Here is a 16,489-nt window from a genome sequence, read left to right on the forward strand (position 1 = left end):
GTTTTTATAATAACAACTTATAAACTAACCCATTATAACCTTAACATGGTGTTCCTCACCTTTTTCTAATAATGGAATAATATGACCAGATATCTTATTCCCATTTACTGTAATTTCTTTAACACCTTTACTTGTATGATCTGGATTGCAAACTTCTATATGGTAGATAGCTCCTCTAAATGTTCTTTTCATTTTAAAACCATCCCATTTTTTGGGAATACAAGGATTAATCAATAAACCATCATAATCTGGTTTAATCCCTAAAATATACTGGGTTATGGCATAAAAATTCCAAGAAGCAGTACCTGACAACCAAGAATTTTTCGCTTCTCCTGGCATATGAGCTTCTTTACCAGCAATCATTTGACAATATACATAGGGTTCTACGCGATGTAATTCAGAAATATCTTCTAAAAAACTGGGCGCGATTTTAGTATAATAATCATAGGCAGCATCACCTCTTCCAATCATAGTTTCTCCAATCATAATCCATGGATTATTATGACAAAATATCCCTCCGTTTTCTTTATATCCTGCAGGATAAGTTGAAATTTCGCCATATTCAATATAATATTTGGTAAAAGCAGGACTATTTAAAACGATACCATAATCACAATCTAAATGTTCTTTTACGGAATCCAAAGCATTTTCTACCATACCTTCTTCTTTCCCGATTTCTGCCATGGAACACCACCCCTGCGACTCAATGAATATTTTCCCTTCTTCATTTTCATTTGATCCAACTTTATTACCATAATAATCATAGGCTCTAAGATACCAATCGCCATCCCATCCATGATTTTTTACAGCCTCAATCATGTTATCAACATGAATTTGTGCCTCATTCGCTTCCGTTTCATTTCCTATGCGCTTGCATAGTTTAATAAATTCCTTCCCGTAGGTTACAAATAATCCAGCAATCATTAATGATTCTGCTTGACCATCTTTTTTATTACCTGTGGTTTGAAAAGAGTCGTTAGGATTTGTAGAAAAACAATTTAGATTTAAGCAATCATTCCAATCTGCTCTTCCTATTAGCGGTAATTCACGTGGTCCTAAATTATTTACAACATGATAAAATGATGCTTTAAGGTGTTCGAAATGTGTTTTCGCTCTAGAGGCATCATTATCAAAAGGAACCATTTCATCTAAAAGTGAAAAATCTCCTGTTTCTTTTATATATTCTGAAGTAGATAAAATTAACCATAGTGGATCATCATTAAAATCTCCACCAATGGCGGCGTTACCTTTTTTAGTAAGCGGTTGGTATTGATGATAACAAGAGCCATCTTCAAACTGTGTTGAAGCTATGTCAACAATGCGTTCTCTGGCGCGTTCTGGGATTTGATGCACAAAACCAATTAAGTCTTGATTAGAATCTCTAAAGCCCATACCTCTTCCAATTCCAGATTCAAAGAACGAAGCTGACCTTGACATATTAAAGGTTACCATACACTGGTATTGATTCCAGATATTAACCATTCTATCAAGCTTTTCCTCTCCAGAGTCAATTGAAATTTTTCCTAATAAATTATCCCAATACACGCTTAACTCTTCTAATGCAGCATCGACTTTCTTAACCGTATTATACTTTTCAATCATTTGCTTAGCAGGCAACTTGTTAATGACATGCTTACGCTCCCATTTATCATCTTTATCTACTTCAACGTAACCAAGCATGAATACATAATCACTTGATTCTCCTGGCTGCAATTCAATCTCTATATAATGAGATGCTATTGGAGACCAACCGTGAGCTATAGTGTTTTTAGGTTTACCCTCTTGAACAACATCTGGCGAATCAAAACCATTATACAAGCCAACAAAAGATTCTCTATCTGTATCAAAACCATTAATTGCTTTATTCACTGAATAAAAAGCGTAATGATTTCGTCTTTCTTTAAATTCTGTTTTGTGATAAATAACGGAATCTTCTACTTCTATCTCTCCAGTACTATAATTACGTTGAAAATTAGTCATATCATCCTCTGCATTCCACAAACACCATTCTATAAAGGAGAATAATTTAATTTTCTTCACCTTAGAAGTTTTATTTTTTATGGATACTTTTTGAATTTCGCCCCAAAATCCCAACGGAATAAACTGTGTTATTTCTGTTTGAATTCCATTTTTAGAGCTCTTAAATTTTGTGTAGCTCATTCCATGTCTACATTCGTAAGAGTCTAATTCTGTTTTTACAGGTTTCCAACTGGGAGACCACACAGTATCTCCATCCTTAATATAAAAATACTTTCCACCATCATCTACCGGTACATTATTATACCTGTAACGCGTTAATCGTCTAAACTTTGCATCCTTATAAAAAGTATATCCGCCGCCTGTGTTTGAAGTTAATGAAAAGAAATCTTCATTTCCTAAATAGTTAATCCATGGGTAAGGTGTTTTTGGGTGTTCAATAACATATTCCCTATTTTCATCGTCAAAATGTCCGTATTTCATATACAAATTCTTCTTTTTCTTAATCAATTATTGTTCTAAGGTTCTTCTATTATTTAATTCTGAAGTAATTTCACTAAGTTTTTTTTGAGTTAAAGGGTAGAACATCATTAATCCTGCAGCTAATATTGCAACAATAGCTGGCACCCAGCTCATCAGCATTACTATACCTGGTACAGCGCCTTCAATAGTTGAAGCATCCTGTCCATTATATTGAAAGAACCCTAGAATTAATCCTATAATTGCACCTGCTATTCCTCCTCCAAATTTTGTTGCAAAAGATCCTGCTGAATAAATTAGACCCGTTGCTCTTCTGGTGTTTTTAAATTCTGAATAATCAGCGGTATCGCCAAGCATTACAAAAAACAAAGTTGGAAAGAATGCGGCACCAAATTCTGAAAGTACACCAATAATGAATATGGCACTAATATCTTCAGGACCACAAAAAGCAAAAAGTACATTAATGCCTCCTGAGAAAATTAAAGCATAAATAAACAGGTTTCGTTTTCCTATTCTATTGGCTAATGGCGCAGTCATCATAGCACCAGCAACGGATGCTAACATTAGACATACTAAAAATGTAGCTGCTAAAAGTTGATTATTTAAATAATGGGTGAAATATATAATTACTATGCCTTGCTTAATAGCGTTGTATACGTTGAATAATAGGCCCACTACCAATAAAACCACCCACGGTCGATTTCTTATTAAATCGAAAAAATCCCTTTTTAAATTATTTATCTGCGACTTTGGAGGTTTTACCCTTTCTTTAGTACTATAAAATGTTATAAACATTAACAAGGCTAGGAACACAGACATTAAATACATAGAATAGCTATATCCTTCCTTTTGGTCAATTATAGAAATATCTTTCTTTGTCAACCCCTTTTCCCCATGGACAATCAAAGCATACTTCTCGTTGGCCTTCATTGAAAAACTTTTTCCTTTAGTTGGTTGATTTTTACCAGAGCTTAAGCTTGAATCTTCCCAAGAAAATTGAGCAATGCCATTCTCCGTTTTAATATTAACATTCTCAACATTTTCTGAAACAGAAACTTCAATTCTGTATGTCTCATCATCTATTTTGTTAACGTCAATCATCGGGTTGATGTTTCCAAAATAAGCTACTAAAAAAAGTAAGGCGCCTTGAACAAGCATACCTCCTGCAAAAGCCCCTACCATTCTATAAGAACCTAGAGTTGTTCGTTCCTTATCATCTCCAGTCATTACAGCCATTAAAGCACCATAAGGAATATTATTCGCCGTATAAATTAATGTAAATAGTATATAAGTTACATAAGCGTAAATTATCTTCCCTGTAGAATTTAAATCTGGGCTTGTAAATAATAACGATAGAATAATTGCTAGGGGAATAGCTGTCCATAAAATCCAAGGTCTAAATTTTCCATATTTAGACTCTGTTCTATCTCCAATAATCCCTATAACAACATCACTAATACCATCACTAAACCTAGCTACTAAAAATAATACGCCAACTGTTACTGGACTTAATCCAAAAACATCAGTATAAAAAATGAATAAAAAAGTAGTAACACCTCTCCATGCAATATTTGCTGCTCCATCTCCTAAAGCATATCCCACTTTTTCTTTAAAAGCCAATTTGGTTTTTACCTGCATAATTTGCTCATTATTTCTCCCTAGTCAGATTATTTACTTATAACTAACCTTACTAATTCTATAATTTTATTGACTAGAATTTTAGTTAAAAAAGGCGGTCATATTGAATGATGTGAAACTACCTGAAAAAGAAAAATACCAATACTACTAATGGGGCAATTTTTGAAACATTTGTTGCAATAACCCAAGTGATTTTCCTTTATTTGCAGGACTTAACAAGATGTTTTGAATTTAACCAAACAAATACTGATGAGAAGAAATGACATAAAAAAAGGATTAAATAATTATTTAATCCTTTTAACTGTTAATCTAAAGTTTTTTCTAAAACCAAGGTTTTTTTCCAGCCTGATAGGTGTTGTAAAAATCGGCGTCAGATTTGGTTAGATAAATAATACCTTCTACAAAGCCAACTACCCCAGGTATCCAAACAAACAAAATCCCGATACCTACACAAGAAAGTAAAATCCCAATAAGGGTTGCCCCTAAAAGTATTCCGCCTTCCTTATTATATCCTAAAATAAATTTATGAATCCCTAAGCCTCCAAAAAGGATACCCAAAATACCCGCAAGTATTTTTTTATTATCCGTAGAGCCCAAAGTTTCTTTTGCATTTTCGGCGAATTCAGAAGCTGTTTCTTTTGCTTCTTCAGCAAATTCTTTAGCTTTATCTTTAGCATCACCTAAAGCGTCATTTAGGTCATCTTTTAAGTTTTTATCATCAGACATTTTAAAATTGATTTTTGTTATTCTATAAAATTAATAAAAATCACCTCTAATTGTTTATCTAAACAGCATTATTATTCCTCCCAAAGCTGTAACAAAAAGAACAAAGCGCCTATAATTCACATTTGAAATAAATTTTACAATATAAACTCCAAGAAAAAATCCAACAATAACTATTGGGGTTAACGCTGAATTAAGAATCAAACTTTCTTTTGTCACCGTATTCCAAATGAAAACATGAAATGGTAATTTAAATACGTTAATGATGAAAAACAACCATGCTGCTGTTCCGATAAATTGATTTTTTGGAAAGCGCATGGCTAGGAAATAGATATTAGAAATTGGTCCCGCTAAGTTCCCAATCATGGTTGTAAACCCAGTTAAAAAACCTGTTCCGCTAGAGAATAATGTATTGGCAGGAATTTTTTTTGAGTTTCTATTTTCAATATAAAACATAATACAAACCGATACGATTATAATAACCGCCATGAGCCGTTTAAATAGGAACTCTGAAATATCATTGCCAACCCATACACCTACTAAAACACCTATCACCATCCATGGCATGAGTTTTTTTATATACTTCCATTGGGCATGCTGGTTATAATAAATTACTGCTAAAATATCAGCACATATTAGCTGAGGCAGTAACACTCCTGTTGAAGCTTTTTCTCCAAAAACAAAAGCCATAATTACAACAATAATGATGCCTATGCCCTTAATACCAGATTTCGATAAACCTAATAAAAAAACTGCTACACCAATTGAGATCCATTGTGCAGCAGTTAATTGATAAGATTGTAATACCTCTAAATAAGTCAATTAGGAATGATTCTTAATTTTAAGATGACAAATTTACTTAAATGCTTCATCAACTGGTTCCCATAATTCAATTTTGTTACCATCATTATCTAAAATCCAACCAAACTTTCCATATTCATACTCTTCTACTTCTCCTACAACAGTAACACCTTCCTTTTCTAAAACTTTCAATAATTCTTGCAAATTTTCTACACGATAATTAAACATGAACTCTTTTTTTGAAGGCTCATAGTATGTAGTGTCTTCTGGAAACGGGCTCCATTGTGTTGAGCATTTATTCCCATTTTCATCTTTCCACCAAAATGTACATCCATAGTCGTCTGTATTGAAACCTAAGTGTTTTTCATACCATGCTTTGGAAGCCTTTGGATCTTTAGTTTTGAAAAACAGACCTCCAATTCCTGTGACACGCTTTTTCATTTTTTACTTTTTTTTCTTGAATTTTCATAGATGTTAATCCATTCTTTTGCATTTACTTTTGTTGTTAACTCCCCAATAAGTTCAAAAGGAATATCATCCATTCTCTTAAACCTAATACAGCTTTTACCCATATCCAACTTATACTTGCAACGCTTAGCATACTCTGGAGTAAACCAATCCATAACATCAGGTTTTGCATAAAGCACCATGCTATAAACAGCCACAAAGTTTTTTTGCGATGCTAAATTCATAAAAGGTAATGGTAATTTGGGATCACAATGATAACCATCCGGATAAACCGTATGGGGGATAACATAACCCAGCATACCATAATTCATTGCCTCTTCTATACCCTCTGGCAGATTATCTAAAATTTGCTGTCTTAGTTTCTCAACTGGAACTTTTCTATCTTCGGGTAATTCCGCGATGTATTGCTTTGGTGTTGTTGCTTTTGACTGCATACTTTATATACTTTTTTGAAAGTATATAAAGTTAGCAAAATTTAACTTTTATTTTATCCACTATAGTTTGCGCTAGTTTTTCTTTACTCTCAACAGTCCATCCAGCAACATGTGGAGAGAGTAAAACATTTTCAGAATCTACCAGATACTGGAACGCCTCGGGTAGTTGAGAAGAAAATAAAGTTTCAAATGAAGCTTTTTCATATTCTAAAACATCAAGTCCTGCGCCTAGTATTTTACCTGATTTTAAAGCTGAAACTAAATCTTTTGTCACCACACTTTTTCCTCGTGCCGTATTAATTAACCAGAATGGTTTTTTAAACTGATTAACAAAATCGATGTTAATCATATTAAGTGTTAAAGGCGTTTGGGGTGTATGCAAGCTCACAACATCCACCCGTTCCTGAAATTCTTGTAATGTTACCTGAGTAGCGTTTGTATCGCTAACTTGATCTTTAATATCGTAACAAAGCACTTCAACATCAAAACCTTTTAGTTTTTTTGCAAAAGCTTTCCCCATGTTTCCATACCCAATAAGACCAATGGTTCTGCCATCTAGTTCTATTCCTCTGTTTACTTCCCTTAACCATCTACCAGATTTTACTTCAGCATCAGCTTTGTTAAGCTTATTAAATAATGATAATAACATTCCTAAAGCATGTTCGCCCACGGCATTTCTATTGCCTTCTGGAGCAGATATAAGATAAACTCCTTTAGATTCCGCATAACCACAGTCTATGTTTTCTAAACCCGCACCAACACGACCAATAAACTTCAAATTCGTCGCAGCATCTAAAAACTGTTTATCCACGGTAAACCGGCTACGTAAAACAATACCGTCATAATCTTGAATTTTGGTTTCTACTTCTGATTTTGAAGATGTGTAGTCTTCATGATTTACATACCCCAGGGCATTCAATTGATGTATTAATAGCTCGTGATTTGTGTCTAGGTGAAGGATTTTCATTTGTTATAAAAATAAAGTTTAAAAGTAAAAAGAATGCGATCTTGAAACAAGTAAGGCGGAACGATTATTATATACCAAGAATCAATTTGGCAATCATAAAGTAGATTAATATTCCAAAAATATCGTTACTTGTTGTAATAAAAGGCCCTGTTGCAATGGCGGGATCAATACCCCGTTTGTTTAAGAATAGCGGCACAAAGGTACCTATTAAGCCTGCAACAATAATGACCATAACAAGTGACACCGAAATGGCCAAAGCTGTGTTTAATGAGCCTTCTGTAACCCAAACAAACAAAAACAAAAACAATGCTAAAATTAAACCGTTAAGTGCGGCAAGGAGCATTTCTTTTATTAATCGGCTATTTATACTTCCTTTTACATCATCGTTTGCTAAACCTTGAACGATAATGGCACTTGACTGTACACCAACATTTCCTGCCATAGCTGCAATTAATGGGGTAAAAAAGAACAGTACAGCATATTTATTAAAAACACCTTTAAATCCTTCCATAATTAAAAAGGCCCCTATACCTCCTACAAGACCAAGGAATAACCAGGGTAAACGCGCTTTGGTAAGTTCAAGAATCGTATCATCTGAATCGACATCACCAGTAATACCTGCGGCCATTTGGTAATCTTTGTCGGCTTCCTCTTTCATAACATCTACGATGTCGTCAATGGTAATTCGACCCAAAAGCACTTTGTTATCATCACTTTCAATAACGGGTATAGCTTCCAAATCATATTTCGCCATGATTTTCGCTATTTCCTCAACATCTTCGTTAACGTTAACATAATCGACATTAACCTTAACTAATTCTGAAATTTTCTGATCACTTTTAGCAATTATTAAATCCTTTAAAGAGAGGCGTCCAACAAGTTTTTCTTCTTTATCTACAACATAAATAGAGTGTACTCGTGTAACCTCTTTAGCCTGACCTCGTATCCTCCGCATGCACCCAGCTACCGTCCAAGTTTCATATACTTTTACGAGCTCTTTTGCCATAAGTCCGCCCGCTGTATCTTCATCATAGGTTAAAAGCTCCTTAATTTCTGCTTTATGTTCCTCATCTTCAATTTGGGCTATTACGGCTTGCTGACGCTCTTCGGGTAATTCTAAGATTATATCTGCAGCATCATCGGTATCTAGCTCTTCCACTTCTTCAGCAATTTCTTTGGCTGAAAGACTTTTTAGAACTTTTTCCCGAATGTCTTCATCTAACTCCGTTAATATATCTGAAGTGGTATCTGAATCTAGAAGTTTAATAACATATATGGCTTGTTCTAGATCTAACTCATCTAAAATTTCAGCAATATCAGCGTAATGAAACTCGTCAAATAACTTCTTTAGTTCTTTATCGTTTTCTTCTTCGATAAATAATTCAACCTGCTCAATGAGTTCATCAGTTAATTGAAATTGTATGTTTTCGCTTTCTTCTGACAAATGGAAAAGTTTAATATGTTTTATTCGTCTTTTTCAATTAATAAGGTGAGTTCAATAAATTCTTGAACGTTTAATTGCTCTGGACGTTTGCCAAATATACTATTTGCTTTTAAATTATCAGATAAATTGAATGTTTTTAAACTGTTACGAAGTGTTTTTCTACGTTGCTGGAATGCTGTCTTCACCGTTCTAAAAAACAGTTTTTCATCGCAGGGGAGGGCGTAATTTTCTTTCCTAACAAGTCTGAGAACTCCAGAATCTACCTTTGGAGGCGGGTTAAAAACATTAGGGGGCACGGTAAATAAATATTCGGCATCATAAAATGCTTGTGTTAAAACTGAGAGAATCCCATAAACCTTACTACCTTCTTTTGAACATATACGCTGCGCCACTTCCTTTTGAAACATGCCTGAAAATTCCGGAATTTGGTCGCGCATTTCTAAGGTCTTAAACACTATTTGAGTAGAAATATTGTAGGGGAAATTTCCAATTATAGCAAAAGGTTCATGTTTAAGTACCTCATTCAAATCATACTTTAAAAAGTCTTTTTCTATGATTCTTGGTGCTAAATTTAAATAATTAGCTTGTAAATATTCTACCGATTCCGTGTCAATTTCAACAACATAGGTGGTCATATCCTTTTTAAGCAAATACTTGGTAAGCACACCCATTCCCGGACCAATTTCCAAAACATTTTTATAATGCTTTAAGGTTAAGGTATCAGCTATTCGTTCTGCCACACTTTCATCATTCAAAAAATGTTGCCCTAAATGCTTTTTTGCTTTTACCGAATGTTGGTTGGGGTTATATGCCACGAATTCAAAGAAATTATATTGTTAATAGTTCTTCAACTTAAGTACAAATCTAAACTATTTAAAGTTTACCGTGTATTCGTCTATAATTTGAAGTTCTGTCCTAAAAGCAAGCATTTTATCGGCAAACTTCTTTAAAGCTTCACTTCTAAATTTTGGCGCATCTTCTTTATAAAAAGCATCTAAAGCTTCTCTGGAGTATGATTTATACTGAATTGAATATGTAACTCCTCCCATATCTTCTTCAACCAAAACTCTAGTTAAAGTCGCTTTTTCGAATTTCCCTGTCCCTAAAACTTGTGGTATATGCTCTTTAATCCATATAAGCCATTCGTCGTGAATTGATTCCTCTATATTGGCCGTTACATTATATATGTACATAATTATAAGTTTTTTGCAAATAACAGGAGTTCTTCGCCATCTGCAAAGGGCTTTACCTTTTTTTCATAATTTAAACCCAATTTTTCTATAAGTCCGATAGATTTTTCATTCTCTGGATTTATAATAGCAACTATTCTTTGAAGCTTGAAGGCCTCTTTAGCTAGTTTTATAGTTGCAGTCGCAGACTCATAACCAAAACCTTTGCTTTCATATTCTGGTAAAAATGCGAAACCAATATCTACATCATCTAAGGTATCTCTTTTTATGAGTCCACAAGTGCCGATAGATTTATTATTTTCTTCCTTTAATTGAATTTTGTAGAACCCAAAACCATGTGTTTCATAACTTTTAAAATGACCGCTAATGATTTTCTGTTCTGCATCCTTAAGTGTTTTGACATTTTTATCTCCAATGAATTTTATCCAATGTGGCGAATTCACTAATTCAAAAAAGAATGGTGCATCTTTAAGCGTAAATTTTGATAATATTAGGCGTGGTGTTTCGGCTATCATTTTATGAGTTTATAGCATCGCCTCGTAAGGTTCTAAACCGTTTTCTAGCCTCAACAAAATAGATGCTATCTGCATGATTAAATATGATTTTTTCATACAACAACTTTGCCTTCTCTGGCTGATTGAGTTGTTTCTCATATATTTCAGCCAAATGAAAATAAGCATCATCAATTAAAACACCATCTCTATAATTTGCAATGATCGCTTCATAATTAACTAGAGCTTTTTCGAACTGTAATTTAATCTCAAATAGTTGAGCTTGTTTATATAAGGCCTGTGCTATTATGGGCTCTGTTTTATGCTCATCTAAAATTCTATGAAGTAATTCTATAGCCTCATCATTTCTATTCTGAAAAGATAATAAATCTGCTTTTGCGTAAAGCTTTAAGGCCGTTTGAAGTGAGTCTTCATATTTGTTATCTGAAATCAATAATTTCAAATCTAAGGCATCATTCGCAATGAGTTGTGATGTTGAAGCCTTTAAAATTTTAAGTTGAGATTCTGCCCATTTAAAATCGCCCTTATAGTAACTGGTTTTTGCTACCTTAAAACGTGCTTCTTGAGCAATCGTGCTGTTTTTAAGATTACGTTGAATTTGCGTAAAATAAATAAGGGCTTTATTAAAATGTTCCTTTAAAACTAAAACATCCCCAAGCTTTAACTTAACCTGTGCCTTTTCCATTCTACTTAAAGGTTCCTTCAACGTTTCTTCTAAAAAAGATATAGCCACATTAGTTTCTTCCATATAAAACGCCAAAAAATGGGCATATGATAGCTGTAGATTTAAAGTTTCTCCATTACGTCCGTAAACATTCAACAATTCTAAATACTTGTCTCTGTAAGTTTCATAACTAGCATTCGAAGCTCCTTTGATTTCTAGTTGAAGTAAATCATAATGTGCTTTTAGCTTTGTTTCATTATCTAAGGCAGTATCAATAACATAGTTATAAACTTCCTTAGCTATATCTATTTCATTTTCATGGGCCGCTATAGAAGCTAATTCTAATATTCTGTCTAAGCTTTCTTGTTCTCTTTTAAAAATGGCTTTCTCCTGCATAAAAGCCTTTTTAAAATCTTTTTGCTGAATAAACAACCAGCTCAATAAAGAATTCCAAAGTGTATTTGGTTCTTGTTGAAGTCTTTTTAGCAAAATCTTCCTTAATAAAACATTATTCTCGTTATAACCATCTTCACTAATAAAATCGTTAATCGCTCGTTTCACATCTCCTGCGGCAAGCGGATTAATTTTAGCGTAATTCATATAGCTATTAAACATTTTTTCAATATTACCCTGCTCACCGTAAATCTGGGCAAGCTGTACATTAAAATTGAAATCAGGCTTTAAGAGCATTCCTTTTTCATAGGCCAAAGAAGCCTCTTCCAAAAGGGAATGATTTTGAAAACCTCTAGCTACGGTGAAAACATTGGTAACTTTATCATCTATACTGGCTAAGGCCTTTTGGTAATTTAATTTCGCATTATCAAAATCATTTTTAAGCTGAAAATTATATCCTAACTCCACATAAAAAGCGGGGTAGTTAACGCGCTCCATGAGCTTTATCAAAAAATTTTCGGCTTCATCATACTGCTCTAACTGTTGATGGGTATTAACAATTTGATTGATATAACTAATATTTGATGATGCTCTGGCATAAAGCTTTTTATACTCAATTAAAGCCTTTTCATATTCACCATTTTTAAAATATTCTTTTGCTATGATATCTCCTTGAGAAAATAAATTAGAAGATATTAATAAAAAAAAGATTAATAGTATTCTCATATTGTAAATATAACAAATGTAGGATGTTGAATTTCTAAATATTAATATAAAAAATGCCCGAATAAAATTCGGGCACTAACCAACCAAAAATAAATCTTCTATTAACTACTGTTAATTAAATACTCGATTGGGGACAGTCTTTAAAATCTTGTAAAAACAAGAATGACTATTTCAAAAAATTTTCAGATTGCATCAAGAAATATGTTTTGGAATGCATCCCTTATTTGCTTACAATAGCCGTGTTGTTATCGTCGGATTTGATTAATTCAAAATCTGAAGACAAAACTTTACTAGCAACAAAAATGAGAGTAATTAAAAGCACTAAGCGTTTAAAATTCTTCATGGTTAGTAGGTTTAATAGATTTGGTAGCGCTAACTTGAAGAATATATACTAAAAAGACAAGGAAATTAATTAAAAATCGTCAAACAGCATGTTTTAAATGCATTTCATCGATTAAAAAATAAAAATTCAGGCATATCTGTAAGAAAATAAACCTATTATTAATTAATAATAGAAAAGCCTGTATAAGGTTGTAAAACCTCAGGCACTACAATTCCCTCTTCTGTTTGGTAGTTTTCTAATATCCCTGCTAATACCCGAGGTAAAGCTAACGAGCTCCCATTAAGCGTATGCGCCAATTCATTTTTACCTTCGCTATTTTTAAATCGAAGCTTTAATCGATTGGCCTGAAAAGTTTCAAAATTTGAAACTGAAGATATTTCTAACCATCTATCTTGTGCTGTTGAAAACACTTCAAAATCGTAAGTTAACGCCGATGCAAACGATGTATCTCCTCCACATAAACGAAGTATTCTATATGGTAATTTAAGATCTTTCAAGATGTCCTTTACGTGATCCACCATCCCATCTAAAGCCTTATAAGATTCACTTGGATGTTCCACCCTAATAATTTCAACTTTATCAAATTGGTGCAATCTATTTAGACCCCTAACATGCGCACCGTAACTACCAGCCTCTCTACGAAAACAAGGTGTGTACCCCGTTATGCAAACTGGAAGTTCGCTTTCACTTAAAACCACATCCCTAAAAATATTAGTCCCTGGCACTTCTGCTGTAGGAATTAAATATAAATTGTCTTCAGTAACATGATACATTTGGCCTTCTTTATCGGGCAGCTGTCCTGTTCCTATACCTGATGCTTCATTAACTAAAAGAGGCAGCTGATATTCGGTATAACCTGCAGCTGTATTCTTATCTAAAAAATAAGCAATTAAAGCACGTTGTAACCTCGCTCCTTTACCTTTATATACAGGAAATCCTGCTCCAGTTATTTTATTACCTAATTCGAAATCTATAATATCATATTTTTTTGCTAATTTCCAATGTGGCAATGCCTTATCATGTAACTTTGGTACGGTACCGGCAGCAAAAACTTCCTCATTATCCAACTCAGAATTACCTCTAGGCACCATCTCATTTGGAATATTGGGTATTTTATAAAGTAACTCGGTTAAAGCTTCCGTTTTAGAGCCCAATAATTCAGAAAGCTCTTTTGAAGTATCTTTCAACAGGCTCGTTTTTTCTTTTAAAACATTAGCTTTTTCAACTTCACCAGATTTATATAAGTTTCCTATTTCTTTTGATAGTCTATTAGACTCTGCCAATGTTGTATCCAATTCCGCTTGAAGGCGCCTTCTGTCTTCATCAAAAGTAATCACATTATTAATCATTTCAACCGCATTAATATTCCGTTTTGCTAAGCGTTCAACAACTAATTCTTTATTTTCTCTAATGAAGGCAACTTGTAACATCTCTTAAAGTTTAAGGGACAAATTTAATGAATTACCAAGATAATCAATCTTGTTTTGAGGGTAAAATCCATGGACTATGTTTAAAAACATGCCATTCAACACTAGCAATGTCAATGTCAGGATTTATAAAAGCTTTAGATGGTTTGCCATTAACACTTACACGGCTTTCTACATACACGGCTACATCCTGACCATCCTTTTTAAACTTTTCCTTCAAGCGCTGAGAAAATTGCCAAATCACATCTGGTTTTGTACTAGCAGATCGCTTTTGTTTTCTGCTTAAATAATGGTTTAAATCTATCTTAAGACGTTTCCCTGTTTCCTTATTTTCAACCCAATAATTGGTATGACCAACTTTAGTTCTTAACATCATACGCCATGACAACCTATGTCCTTCTTCTGTCCAAAGCACATCATCTTCAATAAAATGATGTCGTAACGGTAAGCCTATTTGAATAATAAAATACACTGAAAATACTGCGATTAAAGGTTTTTGCAGTTTTGGAATGAATACTTCTCCTTTTTCATAAAACACTTTCTTTTTAAGAAAACGTTTTTGAATAACATCTGAAGGAAAAAAGAACAACGTAAATGCCAGTGACAGGTAAGGAAAAATACCAATTTGAAACACAAATGAATTAAAAAGGTGAAAAAAGATAGAAGCAATAAATGCATACTTCCTAGTCCGCCTATAAAGTAACAATGGAACAATTAATCCATCAAATAAAATACCACCGTAAGCCAATATATAGTGCAACCATTTTTCTTGAAGAAGTTCACCTATTATAAAATAATCTTGTTTCCCGCGCATCAAATTAGCAATAACTGTCGTGTTTAACCAATCTGGATATAACTTTGCTACAGACGCATAAGTATATACTATAAAAAGCTGTAAGATAATCACATACTGGCACCACTGCGGCATGGAATCACTTTTTAATTCAGGATTATTTTTAGCATCAATTGATGCTTGTTTATGAGCCGGTAAAAACACCATTAAACTGCTAAGAAGCATCAATAAATAGTAATGGTTATTGTAAGAAGATTTTTGCATCAAATACGTTGCAGACCACATTAAGGCAAAACTAATCATGCTAAACCTGTATTTATAACCTATCATTACAAATAACCCAAAAACCCCCATAACTGCATAATAATAGTACATTCCATTTCCTGGAAGTGGCTGCAAAAACTCAAACCCAATAAAGTTAAATGTAAATTCAGGATCTATTAACGTTCGCTTTACCCATCCTGTAAATATGGCGCCTACAGATTCTAAAAAACATAGTAATCCAAAAATAATTCTAAATACGACTAACGAGGAATTATCTATATGTTTAAATAAAAACCTATTAAGCATGGTGCTTTGAAATATATTCTAGTGCGGTTTCTCTATCTTTTGCTAGTTGCTGTTTTAAAGCCTCAACCGATTCAAATTTTTGTTCATCTCGAATACGATGTAATAAGTCTATTTGAACAGTTTCGCCATAAATATCTTTATGAAAATCAAAAAAATGAATTTCAATGGTTTGTTTACTACCATTTACTGTAGGATTCATGCCTATATTCATCATTCCATGAACAACAGAGTCTCCAATAATGGAACTTATAATATATGATCCTTGCTTAGGAATAATTTTATAATCTTCCTGAATTTCAATGTTTGCGGTTGGAAAGCTCAATTGTTTACCAAGCCCTCTTCCTTTAGTCACCTTTCCTGATAACATAAAGTTATAGCCCAAATAAGCATTTGCTTTTTGAACATCACCTTCCTTTAAGGCGGTTCTTATTTTTGTAGAACTTACAGCAACATCATTTATATCCTGAGCCGAAATTTCTTCAACCTCAAATCCGTAAGCTTCTCCATATTTTTTCAGATCATCAATATCGGCATTCCTATTTCTTCCAAATCGATGATCGTAACCAATTATAACTTTTTTAGCATTTATTTTATCTACTAAAATCTCTTTGACAAAATCTTCAGCAGAAAGTCGAGAAAATTCTTGAGTAAACTTCTTAATAAGTAATAAATCGAGTCCTAGGTCATCCAAAATATCGTGACGTTCCTTAATCGTATTAATAAGCTTTATATTGGAATCTTTTTGTAAAACCATTCTAGGGTGCGGAAAAAAAGTAAGAATTACAGATTTTAGTCCCTCCCGTTTTCCCGTGTTAATTAAACGCTTAATAATTTTTTGATGTCCAATATGTACCCCATCAAAAGTACCAATGGTTACTACTGTAGGTTTACTAGACTTATAAGTTTCAATATTCTTTACCTTCCGCATGCAATGAGTAA

Annotated in this window: 16 protein-coding genes; all 16 read right to left on the reverse strand. The window is 33.3% G+C overall.

Annotated features, from left to right (window positions below):
- Positions 1–24: 24 nt before the first annotated feature.
- Positions 25–2,460 carry a glycosyl transferase gene (locus Q0857_RS02580; protein ID WP_298531682.1) on the reverse strand — a complete coding sequence of 812 codons (2,436 nt, stop codon included), beginning with the start codon at positions 2,458–2,460 and terminating at the stop codon, positions 25–27.
- 27 nt (positions 2,461–2,487) lie between these two features.
- Positions 2,488–4,095 (reverse strand): MFS transporter, encoded by a 1,608-nt coding sequence (locus Q0857_RS02585; protein ID WP_298531685.1) that lies wholly within the window; start codon positions 4,093–4,095, stop codon positions 2,488–2,490.
- A gap of 321 nt (positions 4,096–4,416) precedes the next feature.
- Positions 4,417–4,821 carry a hypothetical protein gene (locus Q0857_RS02590; protein ID WP_298531688.1) on the reverse strand — a complete coding sequence of 135 codons (405 nt, stop codon included), beginning with the start codon at positions 4,819–4,821 and terminating at the stop codon, positions 4,417–4,419.
- Between the two features lie 54 nt (positions 4,822–4,875).
- A complete protein-coding gene (locus Q0857_RS02595) occupies positions 4,876–5,640 on the reverse strand; it encodes a sulfite exporter TauE/SafE family protein (protein ID WP_298531691.1) in 765 nt (254 codons plus the stop codon).
- 33 nt (positions 5,641–5,673) lie between these two features.
- Complete coding sequence (locus Q0857_RS02600; RefSeq protein ID WP_298531694.1) at positions 5,674–6,060, reverse strand: VOC family protein; 387 nt, start codon at positions 6,058–6,060, stop codon at positions 5,674–5,676.
- On the reverse strand, positions 6,057–6,521 hold the full coding sequence (locus Q0857_RS02605) for a DUF1801 domain-containing protein (protein WP_298531697.1): 465 nt from the start codon (positions 6,519–6,521) through the stop codon (positions 6,057–6,059). Before Q0857_RS02605 ends, Q0857_RS02600 begins: the two co-directional genes overlap by 4 nt.
- 31 nt (positions 6,522–6,552) lie before the next feature.
- Positions 6,553–7,488, reverse strand: coding sequence for a 2-hydroxyacid dehydrogenase (locus tag Q0857_RS02610; protein WP_298531699.1), 936 nt, complete (start codon positions 7,486–7,488; stop codon positions 6,553–6,555).
- A gap of 67 nt (positions 7,489–7,555) precedes the next feature.
- On the reverse strand, positions 7,556–8,932 hold the full coding sequence (gene mgtE / locus Q0857_RS02615; protein ID WP_298531702.1) for a magnesium transporter: 1,377 nt from the start codon (positions 8,930–8,932) through the stop codon (positions 7,556–7,558).
- Positions 8,933–8,952: 20 nt separating this feature from the next.
- The gene (rsmA, locus tag Q0857_RS02620; RefSeq protein WP_298531705.1) at positions 8,953–9,747 is read right to left on the reverse strand and encodes a 16S rRNA (adenine(1518)-N(6)/adenine(1519)-N(6))-dimethyltransferase RsmA; all 795 of its coding nucleotides are present in this window, start codon (positions 9,745–9,747) and stop codon (positions 8,953–8,955) included.
- Positions 9,748–9,801: 54 nt separating this feature from the next.
- Positions 9,802–10,125 (reverse strand): DUF4286 family protein, encoded by a 324-nt coding sequence (locus Q0857_RS02625; RefSeq protein WP_298531708.1) that lies wholly within the window; start codon positions 10,123–10,125, stop codon positions 9,802–9,804.
- Between the two features lie 2 nt (positions 10,126–10,127).
- Complete coding sequence (locus Q0857_RS02630; RefSeq protein WP_298531710.1) at positions 10,128–10,637, reverse strand: GNAT family N-acetyltransferase; 510 nt, start codon at positions 10,635–10,637, stop codon at positions 10,128–10,130.
- A 1-nt stretch (position 10,638) separates the two neighbouring features.
- A complete protein-coding gene (locus Q0857_RS02635; RefSeq protein ID WP_298531712.1) occupies positions 10,639–12,417 on the reverse strand; it encodes a tetratricopeptide repeat protein in 1,779 nt (592 codons plus the stop codon).
- Positions 12,418–12,637: 220 nt separating this feature from the next.
- Positions 12,638–12,760, reverse strand: coding sequence for a hypothetical protein (locus Q0857_RS02640; protein ID WP_298531715.1), 123 nt, complete (start codon positions 12,758–12,760; stop codon positions 12,638–12,640).
- A gap of 158 nt (positions 12,761–12,918) precedes the next feature.
- Positions 12,919–14,190: a serine--tRNA ligase gene (serS, locus tag Q0857_RS02645; protein WP_298531717.1), complete on the reverse strand. Its 1,272-nt coding sequence runs from the start codon at positions 14,188–14,190 to the stop codon at positions 12,919–12,921.
- 43 nt (positions 14,191–14,233) lie between these two features.
- Complete coding sequence (locus tag Q0857_RS02650; protein WP_298531720.1) at positions 14,234–15,550, reverse strand: HTTM domain-containing protein; 1,317 nt, start codon at positions 15,548–15,550, stop codon at positions 14,234–14,236.
- On the reverse strand, positions 15,543–16,478 hold the full coding sequence (locus Q0857_RS02655) for a bifunctional riboflavin kinase/FAD synthetase (protein ID WP_298531722.1): 936 nt from the start codon (positions 16,476–16,478) through the stop codon (positions 15,543–15,545). The genes Q0857_RS02650 and Q0857_RS02655 overlap by 8 nt, the downstream gene beginning before the upstream one ends.
- Positions 16,479–16,489: the final 11 nt, after the last annotated feature.

Origin of the sequence: uncultured Algibacter sp. (assembly GCF_947495925.1) — a bacterium.
GTDB lineage: Bacteria > Bacteroidota > Bacteroidia > Flavobacteriales > Flavobacteriaceae > Algibacter_E.

Excerpts from the sequence above, each read along its gene's own strand:
- Q0857_RS02580 (WP_298531682.1), bottom strand. The coding sequence starts at position 2,460 with ATGAAATACGGACATTTTGACGATGAAAATAGGGAATATGTTATTGAA.
- Q0857_RS02585 (WP_298531685.1), bottom strand. The coding sequence starts at position 4,095 with ATGCAGGTAAAAACCAAATTGGCTTTTAAAGAAAAAGTGGGATATGCT.
- Q0857_RS02590 (WP_298531688.1), bottom strand. The coding sequence starts at position 4,821 with ATGTCTGATGATAAAAACTTAAAAGATGACCTAAATGACGCTTTAGGT.
- Q0857_RS02600 (WP_298531694.1), bottom strand. The coding sequence starts at position 6,060 with ATGAAAAAGCGTGTCACAGGAATTGGAGGTCTGTTTTTCAAAACTAAA.
- Q0857_RS02605 (WP_298531697.1), bottom strand. The coding sequence starts at position 6,521 with ATGCAGTCAAAAGCAACAACACCAAAGCAATACATCGCGGAATTACCC.
- Q0857_RS02610 (WP_298531699.1), bottom strand. The coding sequence starts at position 7,488 with ATGAAAATCCTTCACCTAGACACAAATCACGAGCTATTAATACATCAA.
- Q0857_RS02625 (WP_298531708.1), bottom strand. The coding sequence starts at position 10,125 with ATGTACATATATAATGTAACGGCCAATATAGAGGAATCAATTCACGAC.
- Q0857_RS02630 (WP_298531710.1), bottom strand. The coding sequence starts at position 10,637 with ATGATAGCCGAAACACCACGCCTAATATTATCAAAATTTACGCTTAAA.
- Q0857_RS02635 (WP_298531712.1), bottom strand. The coding sequence starts at position 12,417 with ATGAGAATACTATTAATCTTTTTTTTATTAATATCTTCTAATTTATTT.
- Q0857_RS02640 (WP_298531715.1), bottom strand. The coding sequence starts at position 12,760 with ATGAAGAATTTTAAACGCTTAGTGCTTTTAATTACTCTCATTTTTGTT.
- serS (WP_298531717.1), bottom strand. The coding sequence starts at position 14,190 with ATGTTACAAGTTGCCTTCATTAGAGAAAATAAAGAATTAGTTGTTGAA.
- Q0857_RS02650 (WP_298531720.1), bottom strand. The coding sequence starts at position 15,550 with ATGCTTAATAGGTTTTTATTTAAACATATAGATAATTCCTCGTTAGTC.
- Q0857_RS02655 (WP_298531722.1), bottom strand. The coding sequence starts at position 16,478 with ATGCGGAAGGTAAAGAATATTGAAACTTATAAGTCTAGTAAACCTACA.